The sequence below is a fragment of the Pseudomonas sp. p106 genome (assembly GCF_003936645.1).
Lineage (GTDB): Bacteria > Pseudomonadota > Gammaproteobacteria > Pseudomonadales > Pseudomonadaceae > Aquipseudomonas > Aquipseudomonas putida_E.
Map to the genome: position 1 here is coordinate 113374 of NZ_RHQR01000010.1, position 24500 is coordinate 137873.

Annotated in this window: 25 protein-coding genes; 11 read left to right on the plus strand and 14 right to left on the minus strand. The window is 62.7% G+C overall.

Going from position 1 to position 24500, the window contains the following annotated elements; translation table 11 throughout:
* Positions 1 to 4: 4 nt before the first annotated feature.
* The 8 genes from era to rpoE form a co-directional block, all read right to left on the minus strand.
* A complete protein-coding gene (gene era / locus EGJ09_RS14500) occupies positions 5 to 907 on the minus strand; it encodes a GTPase Era (RefSeq protein ID WP_046787792.1) in 903 nt (300 codons plus the stop codon).
* A complete protein-coding gene (rnc, locus tag EGJ09_RS14505) occupies positions 900 to 1589 on the minus strand; it encodes a ribonuclease III (protein ID WP_012312992.1) in 690 nt (229 codons plus the stop codon). Before rnc ends, era begins: the two co-directional genes overlap by 8 nt.
* A gap of 161 nt (positions 1590 to 1750) precedes the next feature.
* Positions 1751 to 2605, minus strand: coding sequence for a signal peptidase I (gene lepB / locus EGJ09_RS14510; RefSeq protein WP_119688349.1), 855 nt, complete (start codon positions 2603 to 2605; stop codon positions 1751 to 1753).
* 5 nt (positions 2606 to 2610) lie between these two features.
* On the minus strand, positions 2611 to 4410 hold the full coding sequence (lepA, locus tag EGJ09_RS14515; protein WP_046787795.1) for a translation elongation factor 4: 1800 nt from the start codon (positions 4408 to 4410) through the stop codon (positions 2611 to 2613).
* Positions 4411 to 4592: 182 nt separating this feature from the next.
* Complete coding sequence (locus tag EGJ09_RS14520) at positions 4593 to 5999, minus strand: DegQ family serine endoprotease (RefSeq protein WP_196998204.1); 1407 nt, start codon at positions 5997 to 5999, stop codon at positions 4593 to 4595.
* A gap of 209 nt (positions 6000 to 6208) precedes the next feature.
* Positions 6209 to 7174 carry a MucB/RseB C-terminal domain-containing protein gene (locus EGJ09_RS14525; RefSeq protein ID WP_125924240.1) on the minus strand — a complete coding sequence of 322 codons (966 nt, stop codon included), beginning with the start codon at positions 7172 to 7174 and terminating at the stop codon, positions 6209 to 6211.
* A 12-nt stretch (positions 7175 to 7186) separates the two neighbouring features.
* Positions 7187 to 7777 carry a sigma-E factor negative regulatory protein gene (locus EGJ09_RS14530; protein ID WP_125924241.1) on the minus strand — a complete coding sequence of 197 codons (591 nt, stop codon included), beginning with the start codon at positions 7775 to 7777 and terminating at the stop codon, positions 7187 to 7189.
* A 31-nt stretch (positions 7778 to 7808) separates the two neighbouring features.
* Entirely contained in the window at positions 7809 to 8390 is a 582-nt protein-coding gene (gene rpoE, locus EGJ09_RS14535) for an RNA polymerase sigma factor RpoE (protein WP_003252049.1), read from the minus strand.
* Positions 8391 to 8825: 435 nt separating this feature from the next.
* Here rpoE and nadB point away from each other — a divergent pair, with 435 nt between their 5' ends.
* On the plus strand, positions 8826 to 10430 hold the full coding sequence (gene nadB / locus EGJ09_RS14540) for an L-aspartate oxidase (RefSeq protein WP_125924242.1): 1605 nt from the start codon (positions 8826 to 8828) through the stop codon (positions 10428 to 10430).
* Between the two features lie 52 nt (positions 10431 to 10482).
* Here nadB and EGJ09_RS14545 read toward each other — a convergent pair whose 3' ends face one another.
* Together EGJ09_RS14545 and EGJ09_RS14550 are read right to left on the minus strand one after the other, a co-directional pair.
* On the minus strand, positions 10483 to 10941 hold the full coding sequence (locus EGJ09_RS14545; protein WP_046784945.1) for a protein YgfX: 459 nt from the start codon (positions 10939 to 10941) through the stop codon (positions 10483 to 10485).
* Positions 10925 to 11179, minus strand: coding sequence for a succinate dehydrogenase assembly factor 2 (locus tag EGJ09_RS14550; protein WP_008094993.1), 255 nt, complete (start codon positions 11177 to 11179; stop codon positions 10925 to 10927). The genes EGJ09_RS14545 and EGJ09_RS14550 overlap by 17 nt, the downstream gene beginning before the upstream one ends.
* A 133-nt stretch (positions 11180 to 11312) precedes the next feature.
* Between EGJ09_RS14550 and EGJ09_RS14555 the strand changes: the two genes are divergently transcribed.
* Positions 11313 to 12254 carry a folate-binding protein YgfZ gene (locus EGJ09_RS14555; protein ID WP_046784944.1) on the plus strand — a complete coding sequence of 314 codons (942 nt, stop codon included), beginning with the start codon at positions 11313 to 11315 and terminating at the stop codon, positions 12252 to 12254.
* A gap of 31 nt (positions 12255 to 12285) precedes the next feature.
* On the plus strand, positions 12286 to 13092 hold the full coding sequence (locus EGJ09_RS14560) for an HDOD domain-containing protein (RefSeq protein WP_046784943.1): 807 nt from the start codon (positions 12286 to 12288) through the stop codon (positions 13090 to 13092).
* A gap of 40 nt (positions 13093 to 13132) precedes the next feature.
* On the opposite strand, the gene EGJ09_RS14565 is transcribed toward EGJ09_RS14560, so the two are convergent.
* Together EGJ09_RS14565 and EGJ09_RS14570 are read right to left on the minus strand one after the other, a co-directional pair.
* Entirely contained in the window at positions 13133 to 14512 is a 1380-nt protein-coding gene (locus EGJ09_RS14565; protein WP_046784942.1) for a sensor histidine kinase, read from the minus strand.
* Positions 14505 to 15176 carry a response regulator gene (locus tag EGJ09_RS14570; protein ID WP_012312981.1) on the minus strand — a complete coding sequence of 224 codons (672 nt, stop codon included), beginning with the start codon at positions 15174 to 15176 and terminating at the stop codon, positions 14505 to 14507. Before EGJ09_RS14570 ends, EGJ09_RS14565 begins: the two co-directional genes overlap by 8 nt.
* Before the next feature lie 200 nt (positions 15177 to 15376).
* Between EGJ09_RS14570 and EGJ09_RS14575 the strand changes: the two genes are divergently transcribed.
* From EGJ09_RS14575 to EGJ09_RS14595, 5 genes are all read left to right on the plus strand, one after another.
* Positions 15377 to 16666: an OprD family porin gene (locus EGJ09_RS14575; protein WP_125924243.1), complete on the plus strand. Its 1290-nt coding sequence runs from the start codon at positions 15377 to 15379 to the stop codon at positions 16664 to 16666.
* A 31-nt stretch (positions 16667 to 16697) separates the two neighbouring features.
* Entirely contained in the window at positions 16698 to 17678 is a 981-nt protein-coding gene (locus tag EGJ09_RS14580; protein WP_115273691.1) for a tripartite tricarboxylate transporter substrate binding protein, read from the plus strand.
* 83 nt (positions 17679 to 17761) lie between these two features.
* A complete protein-coding gene (locus tag EGJ09_RS14585; RefSeq protein WP_115273690.1) occupies positions 17762 to 18220 on the plus strand; it encodes a tripartite tricarboxylate transporter TctB family protein in 459 nt (152 codons plus the stop codon).
* 3 nt (positions 18221 to 18223) lie between these two features.
* Positions 18224 to 19738, plus strand: coding sequence for a tripartite tricarboxylate transporter permease (locus EGJ09_RS14590; RefSeq protein ID WP_115273689.1), 1515 nt, complete (start codon positions 18224 to 18226; stop codon positions 19736 to 19738).
* The gene (locus tag EGJ09_RS14595; RefSeq protein WP_119688347.1) at positions 19731 to 20762 is read left to right on the plus strand and encodes an AbrB family transcriptional regulator; all 1032 of its coding nucleotides are present in this window, start codon (positions 19731 to 19733) and stop codon (positions 20760 to 20762) included. The genes EGJ09_RS14590 and EGJ09_RS14595 overlap by 8 nt, the downstream gene beginning before the upstream one ends.
* A 52-nt stretch (positions 20763 to 20814) precedes the next feature.
* On the opposite strand, the gene ung is transcribed toward EGJ09_RS14595, so the two are convergent.
* Positions 20815 to 21507, minus strand: a complete 693-nt coding sequence (ung, locus tag EGJ09_RS14600; protein ID WP_125924244.1) for a uracil-DNA glycosylase — start codon at positions 21505 to 21507, stop codon at positions 20815 to 20817.
* Between the two features lie 126 nt (positions 21508 to 21633).
* Here ung and EGJ09_RS14605 point away from each other — a divergent pair, with 126 nt between their 5' ends.
* Positions 21634 to 22740, plus strand: coding sequence for an enoyl-CoA hydratase/isomerase family protein (locus EGJ09_RS14605; protein ID WP_119688346.1), 1107 nt, complete (start codon positions 21634 to 21636; stop codon positions 22738 to 22740).
* Positions 22741 to 22771: 31 nt separating this feature from the next.
* On the opposite strand, the gene EGJ09_RS14610 is transcribed toward EGJ09_RS14605, so the two are convergent.
* Positions 22772 to 23212, minus strand: a complete 441-nt coding sequence (locus EGJ09_RS14610; protein WP_125924245.1) for a hypothetical protein — start codon at positions 23210 to 23212, stop codon at positions 22772 to 22774.
* A 246-nt stretch (positions 23213 to 23458) separates the two neighbouring features.
* Here EGJ09_RS14610 and EGJ09_RS14615 point away from each other — a divergent pair, with 246 nt between their 5' ends.
* Entirely contained in the window at positions 23459 to 23689 is a 231-nt protein-coding gene (locus EGJ09_RS14615; RefSeq protein WP_046784935.1) for a cysteine-rich CWC family protein, read from the plus strand.
* A 34-nt stretch (positions 23690 to 23723) separates the two neighbouring features.
* Complete coding sequence (locus EGJ09_RS14620; RefSeq protein ID WP_046784934.1) at positions 23724 to 24416, plus strand: pseudouridine synthase; 693 nt, start codon at positions 23724 to 23726, stop codon at positions 24414 to 24416.
* Positions 24417 to 24500 lie beyond the last annotated feature (84 nt).

The following is a 24500-nucleotide window of genomic DNA, read 5'->3' on the forward strand; positions in this document are numbered from 1 at the left end:
GGGGTTACAGGTCGCCGTAGCCCAGCGAGCGCAGTGCACGCTCGTCATCGGACCAGCCGCCTTTGACCTTGACCCAGAGGTTGAGCATGACCTTGGCGTCGAACAGGGTTTCCATGTCCTTGCGCGCGTCGGAGCCAATGCGCTTGATGCGCTCGCCCTTGTCGCCAATGATGATCTTCTTCTGGCCGTCACGCTCCACCAGGATCAACGCATGGATGTGCAGCACATGGCCCTGCTGCTTGAACTCCTCGATCTCCACGGTGATCTGGTACGGCAATTCCGCACCCAGCTGGCGCATGATTTTCTCGCGCACCAGTTCAGCGGCCAGGAAGCGGCTGCTGCGGTCGGTGATCTGGTCTTCCGGGAAGAAGTGATCATTCTCCGGCAGGTGCTTGGCAATCAGCGCCTCGAGTGCGTCCAGGTTGTGCCCCTGCTGGGCTGAGATGGGTACGACCTCGGCATTGGGCAGTTGCTCCTGCAGCCACTGCAGGTGCGGGATCAGCTCGGCTTTTTCGTCCATGCGGTCGGTTTTGTTGACTGCGATGATCAGCGGGCCGGTCACGTACTGAACGCGTTCGAGCACCAGTTGGTCCTCATCGGTCCAGCGCGTACGGTCGACCACGAAAATCACCACATCGACGTCCTTCAGGGCCGCCGAGGCATTGCGGTTCATGTAGCGGTTCAAGGCCTTGTCGTTGGCCTTGTGCATGCCGGGGGTGTCGACGTAGATGGCCTGCACATCACCCTCGGTCTTGATGCCGAGCATGTTGTGGCGGGTAGTCTGTGGCTTGCGCGAGGTGATCGCCAGCTTCTGGCCGAGGATATGGTTGAGCAAGGTCGACTTGCCCACGTTGGGGCGGCCGACGATGGCCACGTAACCGCAGCGGGTCGGATTGTTCTCAGTCATTGCCATTCTCCACGCCCAGGGCGATCAATGCGGCGGCGGCGGCGACTTGCTCGGCAATACGCCGGCTCACGCCCTGGCCACGGCTCTTGTTGTTCAGCAGCACCACTTCGCATTCGACGAAGAAGGTACGGCAGTGCGGTTCGCCCTGGATGTCCACCACCTCGTAGCGAGGCAGCTCACAGCTACGCGACTGCAGAAACTCCTGCAGGCGGGTTTTCGGGTCTTTGTTGGTGTCGACAAGGGTCAGGCTTTCGAACTCGTCGGTCAGCCAGGCCAGCACGCGCTCGCGGGCGGTCTGCATGTCGGCATCAAGGTAGATGGCGCCGATCAGGGCTTCGAGGGCATCGGCCAGGATCGACTCGCGGCGGAAACCGCCGCTCTTGAGCTCACCGGAGCCCAGGCGCAGGTACTCACCCAGGTCGAAACCGCGGGCCAGCCGGGCCAGGGTTTCGCCCTTGACCAAGCGCGCACGCAAGCGCGACAGCTGGCCTTCGCGGGCCTGCGGGAAGCGCTCGAACAGCGCCTCGCCGGCCACGAAGTTCAGAATGGCATCGCCGAGAAACTCCAGGCGCTCATTGTTGCGCCCGGCGTAGCTGCGATGGGTCAGGGCCAGCACCATCTGGTCCTGGTCTTTGAAGGTGTAACCGAGCTTGCGCTCGAGACGGGCAAGGGAAGCACTCATGCAGCCACCCGTTGGTTGTTCAACGCGTTGTTCAAATCAACATCCTGAAAGACTGTTTGGCTATGGCCCGTCGCGGCGAGCGACGAATCTCTCGATCCCTGAGAACACAGCCTATGTCAGAAATGCATTCGGCGCTGTCTGCTGGACAGCGCCGAAGGGTATCAATGGATCAGGCCGACCCGCGACAGGTTGGGCAAGTGGCTGAGCTTGGGCTCTGGCCAGCTCATCCAGACCGCGAAGGCCTTGCCGACGATGTTCCGGTCCGGAACCATGCCGTGCAGTTCCTTGGGAATGTTCGGGTCATCCCAGTAACGGCTGTCGTTGGAGTTGTCGCGGTTGTCGCCCATCATGAAGTAATGGCCGGCCGGCACGGTCCACTGCTGGTCCGGCGGCATGCGATAACGGGTCATTTCCTTGCGGATCAGGTGCTCGGCTTCGCCCAGCTTTTCCTTGTACAGCTCGGCGCTGCCCAGGGTGCCGGGCTCGGCGCCGACCAATTGCTCGGCAATGGGCTTGCCATTGACGAACAACCGCTTGTCGCTGGTGTAGCGGATCTGGTCACCTGGCAGGCCCACCACACGCTTGATGTAGTTGACGTTCGGGTCGCTTGGGTAGCGGAACACCATCACATCACCGCGTTGCGGGTCACCCACCTCGATGACCTTCTTGTCGATCACCGGCAGGCGAATGCCGTACGAGAACTTGTTCACCAGGATGAAGTCGCCCACTTCCAGGGTCGGTTTCATCGACCCCGAGGGGATCTGGAACGGCTCTACCAGGAACGAGCGCAGCACCAGTACGATGAACAGCACCGGGAAGAACGACTTGCCGTACTCGACCAGCAGCGGTTCCTTGTTCAGGCGCTCGACCACGGCCATTTCTGGCTGGGTGACGCTACCCTGGTAGTTGGCGACTGCCGCCCGCCGGCGCGGGGCCAGGAACAGCAGGTCGATCAAGCCCAACAGACCGCAAACGGCTACGGCGATGACTAGCAACAGCGGGAAATTTAGCGACATAGGACCTAGCTATCCAACCTGAGCACGGCGAGGAAGGCTTCTTGTGGAATCTCCACGTTGCCCACCTGTTTCATGCGTTTCTTACCGGCCTTCTGCTTCTCCAGCAGCTTTTTCTTACGGCTGACGTCACCACCGTAGCACTTGGCCAGTACGTTCTTTCTGAGCGCCTTGACGGTTGTCCGCGCGATGATCTGGCCGCCAATGGCTGCCTGGATCGCCACATCGAACATCTGCCGAGGGATCAGTTCCTTCATCTTCTCGGTCAACGCACGGCCTTTATAGGCCGCGTTGTCGCGGTGCACGATCAATGCCAGGGCATCGACCTTGTCGCCGTTGATCAGTACATCCAGCTTGACCAGGTTGGCCGACTGGTAGCGATCGAAATGATAGTCCAGCGAAGCATAGCCGCGGCTGGTCGACTTCAGGCGGTCGAAGAAGTCCAGCACCACTTCGTTCATCGGCATGTCATAACGCACCTGCACCTGGCTGCCGAGGAACTGCATGTCGCGCTGTACGCCACGCTTCTCGATGCACAGGGTGATGACGTTGCCCAGATGCTCCTGCGGCACCAGGATGGTCGCGGTGACGATCGGCTCGCGGAAGTCCGTGACAGCCGAAACATCAGGCAGCTTCGACGGGTTGTCGACAACGATGGTTTCGCCGGTCTTGAGTTCCAGCTCGTAGATCACGCTCGGAGCCGTGGTGATCAGGTCCAGGTCGTATTCGCGCTCCAGGCGCTCCTGGATGATCTCCATGTGCAGCATGCCCAGGAAGCCGCAACGGAAGCCGAAGCCCAGTGCATCGGAGCTTTCGGGCATGTATTGCAGCGACGAGTCGTTCAGGGTCAGCTTCTGCAGGGCGTCGCGGAAGTCCTCGAAATCGTCGGAGCTGACCGGGAACAGGCCGGCATAAACCTGCGGCTGGATCTTCTTGAAACCGGCCAGCATTTCGACCTCGGGAGTCGAGGACAAGGTCAGGGTGTCACCGACCGGCGCACCATGGATGTCCTTGATGCTGGCAATGATGAAGCCTACTTCACCGGCTTTCAGATCAGCGGTCTGGGTATGTTTCGGGGTGAAGACACCCACGCTGTCGACCAGGTGCACCTTGCCGGTGGACTTGACCAGGATCTTGTCGCCCTTCTTGACGCGGCCCTGACGCACGCGCACCAACGAAACCACGCCCAGGTAGTTGTCGAACCAGGAGTCGATGATCAACGCCTGCAGCGGGGCATCGATCTCGCCCACAGGCGCGGGAATGGTGTGGACCAAGCGCTCGAGCACCTCGTCGACGCCCATGCCGCTCTTGGCACTGCACGCCACCGCGTCGGTAGCGTCGATGCCGATGATCTTCTCGATCTCGTCCTTGACCCGATCAGGGTCGGCCTGGGGCAGGTCCATCTTGTTCAGGACCGGCATGACCTCAAGGCCCTGCTCGATGGCGGTGTAGCAGTTGGCCACGGACTGGGCTTCGACGCCCTGGCCGGCGTCCACCACCAGCAGCGCACCTTCGCAGGCCGCCAGCGAACGCGAGACTTCATAGGTGAAGTCGACGTGGCCGGGCGTATCGATGAAGTTCAGCTGGTAGGTCTTGCCGTCCTGCGCCTTGTAGTGAAGCGTGACGCTGTGGGCCTTGATGGTGATCCCGCGTTCGCGCTCCAGGTCCATGGAATCCAGAACCTGAGCTTCCATTTCGCGTGCCGACAGGCCACCGCACATCTGGATGAAACGGTCGGCCAGCGTCGACTTGCCATGGTCGATGTGGGCGATGATGGAGAAATTGCGGATATGACTCAAATCACTCACGGGTCAACACTCGAAAAGGCTGCGAGCCGGACGCCCGCCGAAAAATAGCCGGGAATTGTACCTCAACCAGCAGGGATATGGGAGATTCCTCTGACGCACGATACAGGCTGACTCCCGCCAAGAATTGTGAACTCTCATGAAAAAGGGCAGCCGAAGCTGCCCTTTGCAACCGGCAAGCCGGCTTATTCAGCAAGCTTGAAGGTGATGAAGCTCGCCCGGCCCTGGCGCAGCACGCGCATGGACACCGAACGGTTCTTCGGCAGGTCCTTGGCAATTTCGGTGAACTGCTTGGCCGAGGCGATCGCCTGGTTGTTCAAGTGGCTGATAACGTCACCCGGACGCAGCCCAATCATGGCTGCCGGGCCATCCTGGACTTCTTTGATGACGACGCCACCCTTGAGCTCCAGCGATTTCTTCTGCTCGGCGGTCAGGTCAGAGACGGAAACACCCAAGCGGTTGCTGCTGCGCTCTGCGCTGCCATCGGCGCCCGTACCGGTACCGATATCGGCATCGTCATCAGGCATCGCACCAATGGTCACATCCAGGTTCTGGCGCTTGCCATTACGGATGATCTCAAGCTTGGCCTTGGCGCCAGCCTTCAGGGTGCCTACCAGATGCGGCAGGTCGGCCGACATGACGATCGGCTGGCCGTTCATGCTCAGGATCACGTCGCCCACCTGCAGGCCGCTCTTGGCTGCCGGGCCATCTTCCAGCACCTGCGCCACCAGGGCACCGGCCGGCTTGTCGAGGCCGAAGGATTCAGCCAGGTCCTTGTTGACTTCCTGAATGACCACGCCCAGCCAGCCGCGGCTGACCTTGCCGTCCTTCTTCAACTGGTTGGAGACATCGATCGCGACATCGATCGGGATGGCGAACGACAGGCCCATGAAACCGCCCGAACGGGTGAAGATCTGCGAGTTGATACCCACTACTTCGCCATTCATGTTGAACAGCGGCCCGCCGGAGTTGCCCGGGTTGATGGCCACGTCGGTCTGAATGAAGGGCACGTAGGTGTCATTGGGCAGGGTGCGGCCTTTGGCGCTGACGATCCCTTTGGTCACCGAATGATCGAAACCGAACGGCGAACCGATGGCCAGCACCCACTCACCTACCTTGAGCTTCTCGGAGTCGCCCAGTTTGACGGTGGGCAGGTTCTTGCCGTCGACCTTGAGCAGGGCCACATCGGTGCGCGGGTCGGTGCCGACCAGTTTGGCCTGCAGCTCGCTGCGATCGGACAGACGGACGATGATCTCGTCGGCATCGGCAACCACGTGATTGTTGGTCAGCACATAACCGTCACTGGAAATGATGAAGCCTGAGCCCAGCGACTGGGCCTCGCGCTGGCGGTCACCACGTGGCGAACGCGGCTGTTGCGGCATGTTGCGCTCGAAGAACTCGCGGAACATCGGCGGCAAGCCTTCGAGGTCCGGCATCTGACCGGCAGCGACACGGCGGTCAGGCAGCTTTTGCTTGGTACTGATGTTGACGACGGCCGGCGAGGCCTGCTCGACCAAGGTGGTGAAGTCCGGCAGGGCCTCCTCGGCCTGGGCGGTCAGCACCTGGCCAAGCATCAGCACGGCGGCGAACATCGATAGGTAGGATTTCAAGCGTGGTATTGACATACGGCTCCCGTCACAACGAGCGTAGTTAGCGTAAGACCGCCTGCAAAAGCAGGAAAGGCCAGACTCCAAGAAGCCTGACCTATAGAAAATTTACAGATGGATTGCAAATGACAATGCTTTAATTTCATTTCAGCCGCATGTCCGTGCGCCTTGTCATGAGCCGAAAAAGGGCGCCATTACTGGCGCGCCTGAGCATCCTGTGGACGCATCGACAATGCGACGCGTTCTGCAGTACCTAATGGAATTTCGCCGACCACAGTGACCATCACCTTACCCTTGGGCGTGTTAAGGCGACGTGAAACGGCCGAAGTAGGGCCTAGCTGAGTACGCACATCAGCGCTGGCATCTTCCGTGACCAGCTCCAGAAACACCGAGAAGCGTGCCAGGCCATCGTCATACATGAGGCTGCTGATGGTGCTATCGCCAGAAGGGTCACGCCGTACGGTACTGTTGATCAGCTCGAAACCCGGTGGCAGCCAGTCCGAGCGCCAGCCTGCAACGGCTTCGGTCTTGGGGCGGGCCACACGCTCCACCGGTTTGCAGGCGGCACTGGCCTTCAAATCGGCATCGGTAGGCAGGTCATCGGTATCAAGGCGCGTCATCTGGAAGCGCTCGAGCAACTGCCCCTTGTCGTTGAGCATCAACGAGCGCAGCGGCAGGCCGGTTTTGCTGTCCAGGTGCATTTCAAATGCGTAGCGGTGCTGGTCGCGCGGACTAAGCGTGACAATGACCGCGTCGCGCCCGGCGACCCGTGCCTTGCCTGCTACAGCCAAATCGTACCAGCTCATCAGTTTGAGGGGGTCAAGCATGCGCGGCGCGGCATCGGGCAAGTTGCTCACGCCACTGGCCAATGCACCACTGACGCATTGCACCTTGCCGTCCACCCGCACGATTTCCTGGGCGGCACCGTCAAGCTGGAGCAATCGCTCGCTGACCTTGCCGTCCTGAACCCGATGCCAGATGTCGTGGGATGAGAAGCTGCCGTTTCGTTCGTAAACGAAGGAGCCCTGGTAACTCTGCCTTTGTTCGGCCTGTGCCAGCTTGTTCAGCCATTCGCTTGCCTGGGGCGACGAATTGGCTGCCAATGCTGGCACCGTCATGCAACTGCCTAAAAGCAGCGACAGGAGAGGTAGCGCGCGCATGATCCTCCTTACTTAGCGGTTTTCCAGGCTGGCGGCGCGGGCATACGGCAGGGCAGTTTCAGTACCCTTGAGCGCGGATTCCTGCGCGTGCTGGCGCAGATACCCCGGCAGACGCTGATCCCAGCCGGCCTGGTTCTGCAGCACGCCATTGGCCATCGGCCCGGTCGGTTGCTCACTGCCTTCACTATAGCCTGCCAAAACAGCCGGGCCCTGAGTTTGTGGCATGCTCAGGCCTTGCTGGGCAGGTTGCTGCGAAGCCAGCTCGGCGCCGGTGATCTCGTCCTGGTTGTACATGCGTACACCAGCCAGCACAGCAACGGTAACCGAGGCGGCAACGGCCAGGCGGCCAATGCTGCGCCATGGGCCTTGCTTGACTTTGGCCGGTACGACTTCGTCAGCCAGGGCGGCAGACACCGCCGAGGCGATATCCAGTTTCGGCAGCAACAGCTCCTTGTGCATCGCTGCGCGGGCTACCTGGTAACGCGACCAGGTGGCACGGGTTTCGGCATCGTCGACGGCGCTCAGCACCCGTCGCAATTCCAGTTCGTCCGCTTCGTTATCCATTACCGCGGACAGCGATTCCTGCAAAGCTTCACGACTCATGGCGGTTCCTCTCTTGGCTGTCGCCGCTGTCTCAGGTTTCCTGCAACAAGGGCTGCAGGGCTTTGTCTATGGCCTCCCGAGCGCGGAAGATTCGAGAGCGCACGGTACCCACCGGACATTGCATGACACTGGCAATGTCTTCGTAACTCAACCCGTCGAACTCACGCAGGGTCAGAGCCGTGCGCAAATCTTCAGGCAGTTGCTGGATGGTGCGATGGACTGTGCCTTCGATTTCATCCCGCAACAGGGAGCGTTCTGGGGACTCGAGATCCTTGAGGCCATGATCGCCGTCGTAAAACTCCGCATCCTCGGAGCTCACATCGCTGTCTGGCGGCCGTCTTCCACGGGACACCAGATAGTTCTTCGCCGTGTTGATGGCGATGCGGTACAGCCAGGTATAAAACGCACTGTCACCGCGGAAATTGCCAAGCGCACGGTAGGCCTTGATAAAGGCTTCCTGCGCTACATCCTGGGCCTCGTGGGTATCGTGAACGAACCGCACGATCAACCCGAGAATCTTGTGCTGATACTTCAGCACCAACAGATCGAACGCTCGCCTGTCACCGCGCTGCACGCGCTCGACAAGCTGCTGATCCTCTTCCTGGGTTAGCATGAACACTCCTCAGTGAACTCGAAGGAGCGTTGCATCAGCCATCGTTCGGGCTTGCAAACATAGACTCGGGCTTTTCGCAAAAGTTCTCTCCTCCAAGCAAGTTTCCTGCGGCCCTTGACTGGCTCGCACGGAAGACGCGGCGCGGGCACGGCCGGCAGCGTCGATAATCAGGTTTCGGATACGCAGGTGTCAGCCCGGATAGAGCCGCCGCCACGCGTCGCCGCGCGAAATGATGGCGCACGGGCAGCCTTCATAGGATTTCCAGCCATGTAGGAAAGTTCCCACGAAGATTGCCCTAACGTCGCAAGTGGCATGGAAATTGGCCACCGCAGGCTGCTATAAAGGCAACCCGGCCTCTATTCACGATAGTTTCACAATGCCATCTACGCGTGTCTATTGTGCCGTGCCCCCTCCGAAGATTACTAGTGTCCCGACATGAGCCAACAATTCCAACATGATGTCCTGGTGATCGGCAGCGGCGCAGCCGGTCTCAGCCTGGCACTCAACCTTCCCGCCCACCTGCGCATCGCCGTACTGAGCAAGGGCGACCTGGCCAATGGCTCGACTTTCTGGGCCCAAGGTGGCGTGGCCGCGGTACTGGACGACACCGATACCGTGCAGTCCCATGTCGAGGACACTCTCAATGCCGGCGGCGGGCTGTGCCACGAAGATGCCGTGCGATTCACCGTCGAGCACAGCCGCGAAGCCATTGAGTGGCTGATCGAACAGGGCGTGCCCTTTACCCGCGATGAGCACTCCAGCGTTGACGATGGCGGCTTCGAATTTCACCTGACCCGCGAAGGCGGGCACAGCCACCGGCGCATCATCCATGCCGCCGATGCCACGGGCGCAGCCATTTTCACCACGTTGCTGGAGCAAGCCCGCAAACGCCCCAACATCGAACTGCTTGAGCAACGAGTGGCGGTCGACCTGATTACCGAGCGGCGCCTGGGCTTGCCAGGCGCGCGGTGCCTGGGCGCCTACGTGCTGAACCGCAACAGTGGTGAGGTGGACACCTTCGGGGCGCGATTTACCGTGCTTGCCACCGGCGGCGCCGCCAAGGTCTACCTGTATACCAGCAACCCCGATGGTGCCTGCGGCGATGGCATCGCCATGGCCTGGCGCGCCGGCTGTCGGGTTGCGAATCTGGAATTCAACCAGTTCCATCCCACCTGCCTCTACCATCCGCAGGCCAAGAGTTTCCTGATCACCGAAGCCCTGCGCGGCGAAGGCGCCCTGCTGCGCCTGCCCAATGGTGAACGCTTCATGCCGCGCTTCGACCCACGCGAAGAACTGGCTCCGCGCGACATCGTAGCCCGGGCCATCGACCATGAGATGAAGCGCCTGGGCGTGGACTGCGTCTACCTGGACATCACGCACAAGCCGGCCGACTTCATCAAAAGCCATTTCCCGACGGTCTATGAGCGTTGCCTGGCCTTCGGTATCGACATCACCCGTCAGCCGATCCCGGTAGTGCCCGCCGCCCACTACACCTGTGGCGGGGTGGTGGTCGACGATCGCGGTCATACCGACGTCCCGGGCCTGTACGCCATCGGCGAGACCAGCTTCACCGGCCTGCACGGCGCCAACCGCATGGCCAGCAACTCGCTGCTCGAGTGTTTCGTCTACGGCCGTTCCGCTGCCGCGGACATCGAGGCCCGTCTGGCGCAGATTGCCATGCCCAAAGCCCTGCCCTGCTGGGATGCCAGCCAGGTCACCGACTCGGATGAGGATGTGATCATTGCGCACAACTGGGACGAACTGCGGCGGTTCATGTGGGACTACGTGGGTATCGTGCGCACCAGCAAGCGCCTGCAGCGTGCCGAGCACCGCGTGCGCCTGCTGCTGGACGAGATCGACGAGTTCTACAGCAACTACAAGGTCAGCCGCGACCTGATCGAGTTGCGCAACCTGGCACAGGTGGCGGAGCTAATGATCCGCTCGGCCATGCAGCGCAAGGAAAGCCGCGGGTTGCACTACACCCTGGATTACCCCGGGATGCTGGCTGAGGCCAAGGACACCATACTGAGCCCAGCCTGAAGATCGATGCCCCTTCGCGGGTAAAACCGCAAAGGGGCGACGCGGCACCTGACTAGCGTGCCGCGACCTCAGCCCACCTGCGCCGACTGAATTTCAGCCGTACCCGCAGACGCCGATGCTGATCCGCCGCCAGGGCATCGCCGACAACACACTGGCTCTCGCCCAACCAGCGCCCAGGCCTTGCGAACCGCAATACCACCAGGCCCGGCAGCGCCACGCTGTCGCGACACAGACGCACCGCCTGCCAGCCCCCGGCACGGCTGAAAAGCTGCCAGCCGCAAGCATCCCGGCGCAGGCCAGTGACGGCTTGAGCATGGGTCAGCAGTATGCGTCGGGGGATCACCCAGCAGGCATGGGCCAGACAAGCGACGGAGGCAGGAAGGGAAAGCCACCAGGGCAGCGCACTCAGCCACAAGGCAAGCAACGCCAGCACCTGGCAGATCAGGTAGGCCGTCAGCAGCAGGCGCGAGCCCTGCCAACGGCACTCGAAACACTCACTTGGGCTGGACACGGTCCAGAATGATGCGGACCATGCGCTGCAGCTCCGGGTCTTCGGACTCGGTGCGCTCCATGAACCAGCCGAACATGTCCTGATCCTCACAGCTCAACAGGCGAACGTAGAGTTCGCGATCGGCTTCGCTCAGGGTCGGGTAGACCTCCTGGGTGAAAGGCACCAGCAGTACGTCGAGTTCCAGCATGCCGCGGCGGCTGTGCCAGAAAAGCCGGTTGAGTTCAGTTTGTTCGACCATGGGGCCCTCCTCAAATGGGCGGCCAGTATACAGCCAGGCGCACGAAGCGGCACGAGGCGTTGGTCTAGTCACCTACCTATTTTGTTACTGGCGTTCTATGATGGCCGCCAGTCTTTAGCCACCGCGATCCCCCATGGCCGATTCCGCTTTCTACAGCCCCCTGTCCCACGAGGGCATCCTCGCCGTCCGCGGCTCCGACGCCGGCAAGTTCCTGCAGGGCCAGTTGACCTGCAACATCAACTACCTCAGCCCCGAGCACGCAAGCCTTGGCGCCCGCTGCATGGTCAAGGGGCGCATGCAGTCGAGCTTCCGCATCCTGCCCGAAGGCAACGGCTACCTGCTGGCCATGGCCAGCGAACTGCTCGAGGCGCAGCTGGCCGACCTGAAAAAATACGCCGTGTTTTCCAAAGCCACGCTCAGCGACGAAAGCGCCGCCTGGGCGCGTTTCGGCCTGCAGGGCGGTGATGCGGCGCTGCGGACTCTGGGTTTGAAGGTGCCGACCAGCGCCGGCGCCACCGAACGCCATGAAGGCCTGATCGCCGTGGCCGTCTCCGAAGGTCGCGTGGAACTTTGGGTACCGGCGGACGCCGCCGCCAGCGTGCGTGAACAACTGGCAAGCGCATTGCCGCAAGGGCCTCTCAACGACTGGCTGCTGGGGCAGGTCCGTGCCGGCATCGGCCAGGTCATGGGCCCGACCCGTGAGCTGTTCATCCCGCAAATGATCAATTTGCAGGCGGTCGATGGCGTGAGTTTCAAGAAGGGCTGCTACACCGGCCAGGAAATCGTCGCCCGCATGCAGTACCTGGGCAAGCTCAAGCGACGTCAGTACCGCTTGCTGCTGGACCAGCAGGATATTCCTGCACCGGGTGCGCAAATCTTCTCGCCGACCCATGGTTCATCGGTCGGGGAAGTGGTCATCGCGGCCAGCACGGGCCAGGGCTGCGAGCTGCTTGCGGTACTCAGTGCCGAGGCCGTGGAAGACGACAACCTGCACCTGGGCAGCCTGCAAGGCCCACGCCTGCAGGTCTCGAGCCTGCCTTACGAACTGGATCGCGACCGGGAAATCCAGCGCTGACCAGCCCGCCACCCCTGCTGTAGAGAAGTACATGAACAAGCTGGCCGAGATGGTTCAAGCACAGTTGCTGGCTGCCATCGCCAACGATGACCTGGTTCTGCCGACCCTTCCGGAAGTTGCCCTGAGCATCCGCGAGGCTGCCGAGGACACGGAAATCAGCGTTGCTGCGCTGAGCAAGGTGATTGGCCGCGATGCTGCCCTCTCCGCCCGCCTGATCAAGGTGGTGAACAGCCCGCTGCTGCGGGCGGCGATCGAGGTCACCGACCTGCACACGGCCATCACCCGCCTGGGTATCAACTACAGCTGCAACCTGGCCATCGGCCTGGTGATCGAGCAGATCTTTCATGCACGCTCATCGGCAGTTGAGCAAAAATTGAGGGATATCTGGGCAAACAGCCTCGAAGTCGCGGGCATCAGCTACGAAATCTGCCGCCGCTTTACCCACCTCAAGCCTGACCAGGCCACCCTCGGCGGCCTGGTCAACCAGATCGGCGCGCTGCCGGTGCTGATCTACGCCGAAGAGCACAACGAACTGCTCTCCGACCCGGTATGCCTGCACTACGTGATCGAGCAGATCCAGCCTGTGCTGGGCGACAAGATACTTTCGTCATGGGAGTTCCCCGAGCAACTGGTCAACTTGCCAAGCCAGGTTCAAGACCTGGACCGGCGCACCGACAAAGTGGACTACATCGACGTGGTGCAGATTGCCCGCTGCCTCAGCCAGCGCGGACGCAGCCGGCCGCTGGCGGCGTTGCCGGCCTATCGGCACCTGGGGTTGCCGTTTGGCACGGAACTGGAGATTGGCGAACTGCTGGAAGCGCGGAGCATGCTGCGCTAGCCAGCGTCTTGCCCGCCAAAGGTTCTGCACAGGCAAGCCATCAGTCAGCGATAAAACTCACTCGCACTTTCAACCCCCCATTCTCGCCGTCATGCAGACTGATCTGCGCCAGGTGCGCGCGACAGATCTCACCCACAATCGCCAACCCCAAGCCAGTTCCCTGGGCACTGCGGCGATAGAAGCGCTCGAATACCCGCTCGCGCTCATCCTCGGGGATACCCGGGCCATCATCTTCGACCTCCAGTACCGCTGGCGCCAGAACCCGCAAGATCACATTACCGCCCGCCGGGGTATGTGCCAGCGCGTTGTCCACCAGGTTGCTGAGCAACTCGTTGAGCAGCGTCGGCTCCCCCTTGAGCCACACCGGCGCCGCGGCCTCCAGCGCCAGGGCCACGCCCCGTTTATGCGCCAGCGGTGCCATCGCCATGCCCAGCTCGCGTGCCAGCTGACTCAGGTCCAGGCGCTGAGCGCCACCTTCGGCGATTGCCCGAGCGCCATTTTCCACCCGTGCCAACGATAAAAGCTGGTTGGCCAGATGGGTCAGCCTGTCAGTGCCTTGGGCGGCAGACTCCAGCGTCTGGTGCCACTGTTCGGGCTGCTTCGAGCGCAAGCCCAACTCGACCCGCGCCTTGAGCGCTGCCAATGGCGTGCGCAGTTCGTGGGCGGCCTCGGCAATGAACTGCGCCTGGCGCTCGAACTGCCCTCGCAAGCGTTCGGTGAAGTGATTCAATGCACGCACCAGCGGGTCAAGCTCACGCTGCACCTGCACCCGCGGCAGCGCGCGCAGGTCATCCGGCTGGCGCTCTTCCACGGCTTTGCGCAGACGCTCCAGCGGGCGCAGCGCCGCACTCACGGCGAACCAGACCATCCCCAATGCCCCCAGCGCCAGCATGCCCAGGCGCAGCAGGGTATCGGCCATCAGCCCGCGCGCCATCCTCACCCGCGCCTCCTCCGTCTCGGCCACACGGATTTCAGCCATGCCGTTCATGTTTGGCTCGCTGACCGCCTTGAGCAGACTGACCACGCGCACGTCCTGCCCGAGGTAGGTGGCGTTGTAGAAGCGCGCCAGCGCCGGGTAATCGTCGGTACGCGGTGTGCCCGGCGGGGGTGGCGGCAGGTTCTCGTAGCCCGAGATCAGTTTCTGGTTGATGTCCAGCACCTGGTAGTAAATGCGCCCGGCGCTGTCGTAGGCAAACGTGTCCAGCGCCACGTAGGGCACGTCCGCGCTGAGCGTGCCGTCGCGCTGGGATAGGCCGGCAGCGATGGTCCGCGCCGATGCCAGCAAAGTACGGTCGTAGGCGGTATCGGCCGCCTCGCGGCCATTCCAGTAGGCGCTCAGGCCGCTGGCCAGCATCAGCACTACCAGCAACAGCGCCAGGTTGCCCAGCAAGCGCCCGCGCAGGCTGCCATTGTCACGCATCGCGGTGCTCGAGCAGGTAGCCGAGGCCACGGAACGTGACAATGGCCACCGACTGGCCGTCGAGCTTCTTGCGCAGGCGGTGGATGTAGATTTCGATGGCGTCGGGGCTGGCCTCTTCGTCCAGGCCGAAGACCTGGGCGGCCAATTGCTCCTTGCTCATCACCCGGCCGGGGCGTGCGATCAGCGCCTCAAGTACGCTCTGCTCACGGGAGGTCAGGGTCAGGTTGTCCTCGCCCAGGGCGAACCGTCGGGTATCAAGGTCATACACCAGCGGGCCGCAGCGCTGCTGGCGCTCGCCGCCGAGCACGCTGCGGCGCAGCAGGGCCTTGACCCGTGCTTCCAGTTCGGTCAGCTCGAAGGGCTTGGCCAGGTAATCGTCGGCGCCCAGGTTCAGGCCATGCACCCGGTCCTTCACATCGCTGCGCGCCGTCAGCATCAACACCGGCAGGGTCTTGCCGCGCCCGCGCAGGCGGGCCAGCACCTCAAAGCCGTCCATGCGCGGCAGGCCCACATCGAGCACGGCAACGGCGTACTCCTCGCTGGCCAGAGCCAGATCGGCGGCCACGCCGTCATGCAGCACATCCACGGTCAAACCATGGCTCTTCAGGGCCTGGGCCACGCTTTCGGCCAGTTGTACGTGGTCTTCGACCAGCAGCACACGCATCGGATTCTCCCTGCTCGGGTGGGGCGGTGGCGCGGAGTGTACCGCTGTAGCCCGGTCTGTGAAGCCCCTTGTAACAAACCTTTCAGGCTGAAAGGTTAGCGAAAGGTTCGTTACCTAGCATCGCACCACGGTCGCCCCACGCGCCGAAATAAAGCACCAGCAAGGTGCAACGAATAAGAACAATAACGGAGTCATCCCCGATGCTGTCATCGCAGCCGCAGGCGTTCGCGCCTACCCGTTCCCCATCCGCACGCCCATACGCCTATGCCTGCGCCCTTGCGCTTGCCGGCGTCGCCCCGATGAGCCAGGCCGCCTTCTTCGAAGACAGCACGGCAACCTTCGAAACCCGCAACATGTACTTCAACCGCGACTTCCGCGACGGCACCAGTGCACAGCAATCCAAGCGCGAAGAGTGGGCCCAGGGCCTGATGCTCAACTTCGAGTCCGGCTACACCGACGGCCCCGTGGGCTTTGGCCTGGACGCCCTGGGCATGCTCGGCATCAAGCTCGACTCAAGCCCCGACCGCGCAGGCTCCGGCCTGTTGCCGACCCACGATGATGGCAAGGCCGCCGATGAGTACTCCAAGCTCGGCCTGACCGGCAAAGTGAAAGTGTCCGAGACCGAACTGAAAATCGGCTCACTGATCCCCGAACTGCCGACCCTGCAGCCCAACGACGGGCGCATCCTGCCGCAGACCTTCGAGGGCGGCCTGGTCACCTCGAAAGAAATCCAGAACCTCACCTTCACCGGCGGGCGCCTGGAAAAGGTCAAGGATCGCAACGACACCAACTGGGAAGACCTGACCCTGAACAACAAGAACGGTCGCTTCGGCGGCACGTTCGCGGCAGACAACCTCGACCTGGCGGGCGTCGACTACCAATTCACCGATCGCATCACCGGCAGCTACCACTTCGGCCAGCTCGACGACATCTACCGCCAGCACTTCCTCGGCATGGTCGCCACCCAGCCTTGGGGCCCGGGCACCTTCGGGGCAGACCTGCGCCTGGCAGTGAGTGATGATCAGGGCCAGGCCAAGGCCGGCAACATCGACAACACCACCGTCAACGGCATATTCAGCTATGCCTTGGGCGGGCACAAGGTGAGCGCCGCCTACCAGCATCTGTCAGGTGACAGCGCCTTCCCTTATGTCGATGGTGCCAACCCGTACCTGGTCAACTTCGTGCAGATCAACGACTTCGCCGGCGCCGACGAGCGCTCCTGGCAAGTGCGCTACGACTACAACTTCGCAGCGCTGGGCGTCCCTGGCCTGACCTTCATGACCCGCTACATCAACGGCGACAACGTCAGCCGCGCCGATGGCAGCGAGGGCAAGGAGTGGGAGCGCAATACCGAGTTCAAGTACGTGGTACAAAGCGGCCCGTTGAAAAACGTCGCCGTGCGCCTGCGCAACGCCACCTTCCGTTCGAATTTCGCCCGCGATGCCGACGAAGTGCGGCTGCTGGTGAGCTACAGCGTCGCCCTGTGGTAACCCATAACAACAACGCTCACGGAGATAGACGATGACCTTTTCACTGCGCCGCCTCGCCCTGGCTACCGGCTGCCTGCTGCTGGCCGGCAATGCCCTCGCCGCCGAACCCAAACGCCCCGAATGCATCGCCCCGGCCTCGCCCGGCGGCGGTTTCGACCTGACCTGCAAACTGGTGCAAAGCGCCCTTGTGCAGGAAAAGATCCTCAGCAAACCAATGCGCGTCACCTACATGCCAGGCGGTGTCGGCGCAGTGGCCTACAACGCCGTGGTAGCGCAGCGCCCGGGCGATGCCGGCACGCTGGTGGCGTGGTCCAGCGGCTCCTTGCTCAACCTGGCCCAGGGCAAGTTCGGCCGCTTCGACGAAAATGCCGTGAAATGGCTGGCGGCGGTCGGCACCAGCTACGGCGCCATCGCCGTGAAAAGCGATTCCCCCTACAAGACCCTCGATGACCTGGTCGCGGCGTTGAAAAAAGATCCGAGCAAGGTGGTGATCGGCTCCGGTGGCACCGTCGGCAGCCAGGACTGGATGCAGACTGCTCTTATCGCCAAGGCCGCCGGCATCAACCCCCGCGATCTGCGCTATGTGGCCCTGGAAGGGGGCGGTGAAATCGCCACCGCGCTGCTAGGTGGCCACATCCAGGTCGGCTCCACCGACATCTCCGACTCCATGCCACACATCCAGAGCGGCAACATGCGCATCCTTGCGGTGTTCTCGGAAAACCGCCTGGACGAGCCGGAGATGAAAGACATCCCCACCGCCAAGGAACAGGGTTACGACATCGTCTGGCCGGTTGTGCGCGGTTTCTACCTTGGGCCGAAAGTGAGCGATGAAGAGTACGCCTGGTGGAAGGACTCCTTCGACAAGATGCTCGCCTCTGAAGACTTCGCCAAGCTGCGTGACCAGCGCGAGCTGTTCCCGTTCGCCATGACAGGTGACGAACTGGACACCTATGTGAAGAAGCAAGTGGCGGACTACAAGGCACTGGCCAAGGAATTCGGCCTGGTTCAGTAAGCCTGGGTGCATGTACTGGCCCCATCGCCGGCTTGCCGGCGAAGGGGCCAGTACGGCCACTGCAACCTCAATGAGGATTCCCAATGATCCTGCAACGCATCTTCGCCCTGGCTTTGCTGGCGCTGTGCGCCGTCCTGGCCGTGATGGCCTGGCCCTACCAGGCGGCCTTTTCCTACGAACCGGTCGGCCCACGTGCCTACCCGCTGTTGATGCTTGGGCTGATGAGCCTGGGCCTGCTCTATCTCGCCATACGCCCCACGCCCATCGTGCACAAGGACGACGAGCCTGCGCTAGACCGCGCAACCCTGACCAAGATTGCCGCCTGCGTCGGCCTGCTGCTGCTCTTCGCCAGCACCTTTGAAGCCTTGGGCTTCATCCTCAGCGCCATCTTGGTTGGCATCCCTATGGCCCGCTTGTACGGCGGCCGCTGGTTACGCAGCACCCTGGTGGTGGTGGGCATGAGCCTGTTCCTCTACTGGCTGTTCGACCGCGTGATGGATGTGCCCCTGCCCCTCGGCCTGCTGAGCGTACTGGAGAACTGACAGATGGATACCTTGAGCTACCTGGGCCAGGGCTTCGGCGTCGCCCTGAGCCCCTACAACCTGGTTACCGCCCTTTCGGGCACCCTGATCGGCACCGTGGTCGGCCTGCTGCCGGGCTTGGGCCCGATCAACGGCGTGGCGCTGCTGATCCCGATCGCCTTCGCCCTCGGCCTGCCCCCGGAATCGGCACTGATCCTGTTGGCAGCGGTGTACCTGGGCTGCGAATACGGCGGGCGGATCAGCTCGATCCTGCTGAACATCCCGGGCGAGGCCTCGACCGTGATGACCACCCTCGACGGCTACCCGATGGCCCGCAACGGCCTGGCTGGCGTTGCCCTGTCGCTGTCGGCGTGGAGTTCGTTCATCGGCGCACTCATCGCCACCTGCGGCATGGTGCTGTTCGCCCCGCTGCTGGCGAAATGGGCGATTGCCTTCGGGCCGGCGGAATACTTCGTGCTGATGGTGTTCGCCATCGTTGCTCTGGGCGGCATGGCCGGGGACAAACCGCTGAAGACTTTCATCGCCGCACTGATCGGCCTGTTCCTGTCAGCGGTCGGTATCGACGCCAACAGTGGCGTATACCGCTTCACCGGTGACAGCGTGCACCTGGCCGACGGTATCCAGTTCGTGGTGCTGGTGCTGGGCCTGTTCTCGATCAGCGAAATCCTGCTGCTGCTGGAGAAGACTCATCATGGGCATCAAGCGGTCAAGGCCACAGGGCGCATGCTGTTCAACTTCAAGGAAGCGGCCTCGGTGTTCGTCGTCAACATCCGCTGCGGCCTGCTTGGGTTCATCATGGGCGTGCTGCCAGGTGCGGGAGCGACCTTGGCCAGCGCCGTGGCCTACATGAGCGAGAAGCGCATCGCTGGGGAAAGCGGCAAGTTCGGCAAGGGCGATGCCCGTGGCCTGGCTGCCCCGGAAACAGCCATCGGCGCATCCTGCTGCGGCGCGCTGGTGCCGATGCTGACCCTGGGTGTTCCCGGGTCGGGCACCACGGCGGTGATGATCGGTGCACTGACCCTGTACAACATCACCCCCGGCCCTCTGCTGTTCGAACAGCAACCTGACATTGTCTGGGGGCTGATCGCTTCGCTGTTCGTCGCCAACATCATGCTGGTGATCCTGAACATACCGATGATCCGCATCTTCACTCGCATCCTCGCCGTGCCTAACTGGGCGCTGGTACCGGTGATCGCGATCATCACCGCGATCGGTGTGTACGCGGTGCACGCCACTACCTTCGACCTGTTCCTGATGGTCGGGATCGGCATCATGGGCTACATCCTGCGCAAGCTGGACTTCCCGCTGTCGCCTATCCTGCTCGGCTTCATCTTGGGCGGCCTGATGGAGCAGAACCTGCGCCGTGCGCTGTCGATTTCCAATGGCGAGCTGGGCATTCTGTGGTCGAGCTCGATCAGCATGGGCATCTGGGTACTGGTGGTGTGCATGCTCTGCCTGCCGCTGCTGCGTATCTGGCGCAAACGTAGCCTGCAGCGTCGGGCGATGGCCGATGCCTGATCGGTCGTTGCCGCTGTACTGGGCGACAGGGCTGGTCGGCCTGGCGGGCGGGTATCTCGCCAGCCAGGTCGGCTGGCCCTTGCCCTGGATGGTCGGCTCATTGCTGGCGATCATCCTGGTGCGCTGCCTGACGCCCTGGCAGCTTTCGGAAATCCCCAATGGCCGCAAGTGCGGCCAATGCATCATCGGCCTGGGTATTGGCCTGCACTTCACCCCAGCCGTGATCGAGCAGGTCGCCAGCCATTTCGTGCTGATCTTCTTTGCCGCACTGCTGACCACCGTTTCCAGCGTGGTTGGCGTGTGGCTGCTGCGGCGTACCGGCGAAGACCGTGCCACGGCATTTTTTGCCAGCATGCCCGGTGGTTCCGGTGAGATGGTCAACCTCGGCGCGCGTAACGGCGCGGTGCTCAGCCAGGTGGCGGCGGCGCAAAGCCTGCGTGTGCTGGCGGTGGTGCTGTGCGTACCGGCGCTGTTCAAGTTCCTGATCGGTGACGGTGTGCCGCTCAATCATGCAGGCAGCGTGAGCTGGGGCTGGCTGGCGCTGATCGCACCGCTGGGTGTAGCGGTCGGTTTCGCCTGGCAGCGCTTGCGCCAGCCTAACCCCTGGCTGTTCGGGCCACTGCTGGTGGCCGCCACGCTAAGCCTGGCGGGCAACTTGCAGATCGCCCTGCCCGACGGTGCCAGCCAGATCGGCCAATGGCTGATCGGGAGTGGCCTGGCCTGCCACTTCAATCGCGCATTCTTCCGCCGTGCTCCATCGTTCTTGCTGCGCACGTTGCTCGCCACGGCGCTGTGCATGCTGATCGCGGGCACTGCCGCCTGGGGGTTGAGCGTGATGACTGCGCTGGATCTGCGCTCGCTGACGCTGGGCATGATGCCGGGCGGCATTGCCGAGATGAGCCTGACCGCAGAGACATTGCAGCTGTCGGTGCCGTTGGTGACGGCGTTGCAGGTGATGCGCTTGCTGTTCGTGCTGTTTCTGGCCGAACCGCTGTTCAGATGCTGGGTGAAAGGCCAGCACTGAAAGCTTTGCAGGTGATCGCCGGCAAGCCGGCCACTGAGCACCGGCTCGCCCCTTAAAGCGGCGGTAACGCCCAGTTGATCGGCGCCAGGCCACGCTGTTCGAGGAAGCCGTTGGTCCGGCTGAAATGCCCACAACCCAAGAACCCGCGGTACGCAGACAGTGGCGACGGGTGCACCGATTTGAGCACCAGGTGCTTGGTGCCATCGATCAGTTTCTGCTTGCTCTGGGCATGCGCGCCCCACAGCAGGAACACCACATTCGGGCACTGCTCGCTGACCACCTGGATGATCCGGTCGGTAAAGAATTCCCAGCCTTTCTTGGCATGCGAAGCGGCATTGGCGCGTTCGACGGTCATGGTGGTGTTGAGCAGCAGCACTCCCTGCTCGGCCCAGCTCTGCAGGTAACCATGGCTGGCGATGGGAATGTTCAGGTCGCGCTGCAGCTCCTTGTAGATGTTGACCAGCGACGGCGGCGTCGGCACACCCGGCTGCACCGAGAAGCACAGGCCGTGTGCCTGGCCCGGGCCGTGATACGGATCCTGGCCGAGAATGACGACTTTCACCTGCTCAAGCGGGGTGGAGTTGAGCGCATTGAAGATCATCGGGCCTGGCGGGTAGATTTCCTTGCCGGCGGCGTACTCCTGGCGCAGAAACTCACGCAGCTGGTGCATGTAGGGCTGATCGAACTCGGCACGCAGGGCGTTTTTCCAGCCGGGTTCAAGTTTGATGCGATCGTCGTCAGTCATGAGGCCATCCGTAAACAATGGCGCGACACTAGGTAAGCCATCCCCCCTTGTCAATCGGTCTGACCTATGGCCTGCATGATCGCCCAGGCAGGCCATACTTGAGCGATGACTTGAACGAGGTAGTCCATGGCCATTCATTGCGAGGTACTCACCGGCGCCGATGGCGCCCGCATCGGCATTGCCACACTGGATGCGCCCAAGGCGCTCAATGCCCTGAACCTGCCGATGATCGAAGTGCTCGGCGAATACCTGCAAGACTGGGCCCGCGACCCGGGCGTTGTCTGTGTATTGCTGCGTGGCAACGGCGCCAAGGCATTCTGCGCCGGCGGCGATGTACGGGCTCTGGCCCAGGCCTGCCGCGACCACCCCGGCAGCGTGCCACCGCTGGCTGCCACGTTCTTTGCCGCCGAATACCGCCTCGACTATCTCCTGCACACCTACCCCAAGCCGGTGCTGTGCTGGGGCCACGGCCATGTGCTGGGGGGCGGCATGGGGCTGTTGCAGGGGGCGGGGATACGCATAGTCACGCCTAGCAGCCGCCTGGCAATGCCAGAAATCAGCATTGGCCTCTACCCCGACGTGGGCGCCAGCTGGTTTCTGGCGCGCCTGCCGGGCAAGCTCGGGCTGTTTCTGGGCCTGACCGGCGCCCCCATCAATGCCCGGGACGCCATCGACCTGGGCCTGGCGGACCGATTCTTTGGCGAGCATCAACAAGAAGGGCTTATCGAAGAATTGTTGCAACTGAACTGGCAAGAGCAGACCGACCTGCAGCTGAACAGCCTGCTCAAGGCCGAACAGCACCGCGCCTATGCCGAACTGCCGGAGGCGCAATGGCTGCCCCGGCGCCAGGTGATCGATGCGCTGCTCGATGTTGCCGACCCGGCGGCCGCGTGGCGTGCACTGGAGGGGCTCAGGCAGCATAACGACCCATTGTTGGCTGATGCAGGCCAACGCCTGCAGGAGGGCTGCCCGCTCACGGCGCACCTGGTCTGGGAACAGATCCGTCGGGCCCGGCACCTGTCATTGGCCCAGGTATTCCAGATGGAATACAGCATGAGCCTCAATTGCTGCCGTCACCCCGAATTCAGCGAAGGCGTGCGCGCCCGCCTGCTGGACAAGGACAACCACCCACGCTGGCACTGGCCGGATGTTGCGCAAGTGCCGGCGGCCGTGGTCGAAGCCCATTTTGTGAAGGTATGGGAGGGGCGCCACCCGTTGGCCGATCTTGCCTGACCTGGGCCGCTCCGCGCGCCCCCGTCAACCTTCACCGTCGCCAGTTGCGATCACCACTGCGGCCACCACCGGGACGGCGGTCACCATCACCCCGTCCATTGGAGTGCCAACGGTCGTTCTGGTACCGCCGGCTATCGTTGCGGTAATCATGCCGGTCACGATCACGGCCGTAGTCATAACGCTGGCGGTTGCCGTAGTCGTGACGCGGGTTGCCATGCCACTGCTTCATCCCCGGCTGCGGGTGCGGACGGTATTGCGGCACGGGCGCAGGCCGGTAGTAACGCGGTGCCGGCGGGTAGTAATAGCGCGGTTGGGGGGCTACGTAATAGCGGTCATGGCGGTAATAACCCGGCGAGGCATACCGGTCAGCGGTGTAGTAATCCGTACGATAATAACGGCCTCCCTCGTGGTAAGGCACGCAGGCGGTTGTCATCAGGCCCAACAGGGCGATCAACAGAATTCGATAGGACATGGCGGCCTCCTGGACCGCTGGGGTGCCCGTACAGCGGCGCTGCCGAGCGTCGAAGCCAAAGCGAACATCGACAATGATTGAGACATTGTCGCCATCGTGCAGTGCCATTTGCGCAATAATTTGAAATAGCTTGGATACCCCAATAAACCTGCAGTCTTTTTCCGGCCATATCACTAGAATGAGCACCTCGACGATGCAAGCAGGCCGGCCGCAACCGTGCCTGCATTGAACACCCCGGACTAGCGTATGAATGACAGCCAGCACTGCCCTGCCTGCGGCGCCCTCAACCAATGCACCCTGGCCGACCCGCGCACTGCGCCAGCAGCCTGCTGGTGCTACGCCGTGAACATCGACCCCGCAGTTCTGAAGGCCCTGCCAACCGAGCTGCGCGACAAATCCTGCCTCTGCCCGCGCTGCGCCGCAGGGGCAGGTCTGCCCGAGAACGCGCCCGCCCAGGTCGAGGCAGAAAAGCGCTAGACTGCGCGCCCCTCCCCTCGACGTCCTCGATGCCATGCGCCTTGACCGCTTCCTCGCCAACCTGCCCAGCTATAACCGCCAGCAAGTACGCCTGCTGCTGGTACAGCGCCGCGTGCGGGTGGATGGCAAAACGGTAGCCGACCCACGGGCTGAAGTCCGCGAATTCAGCCGTATCGAGGTGGATGATCAACTACTCCAGGCGGGGCGCCCGGCGCGCTACCTGATGCTGCACAAACCGGCCGGCTGCGTCAGCGCCACGCACGACCCACAGCACCGCACCGTACTCGATTTGCTGCCTGCGCCGTTGCGCGAGGACCTGCACATTGCCGGGCGGCTCGACTACAACACCACCGGGCTGATGATCCTGACCAACGACGGCCAATGGTCGCGGCGCCTGACCCAGCCGGCGACCAAGCTGCCCAAGCACTACCTGGTGGAAACGGAAGATGAAATTGGCGCGCATTACGTCGACAAGTTTCGCACAGGCTTCTACTTCGCCTTCGAAGACCTGACCACCCTCCCCGCGCAACTGGACATCCTTGGCCCGCGCACGGCGAGGCTGGCCATCATTGAAGGGCGTTATCACCAGGTCAAGCGCATGTTCGGCTACTTCGACAACAAGGTTGTAGGGTTGCACCGGGAAACCATGGGCGCGATCCAGCTCGATCCAGGCTTGGCGCCGGGTGAATTCCGGGCACTCACGGCTACGGAAATCGCCTCGGTCTAGGCCGCTTCAGGCACTGTCCGGACGTCATACGACCGCCCGGCGACAAAAGTCACAATTTCACCCAGCCGGCACTTGCGTGATCCT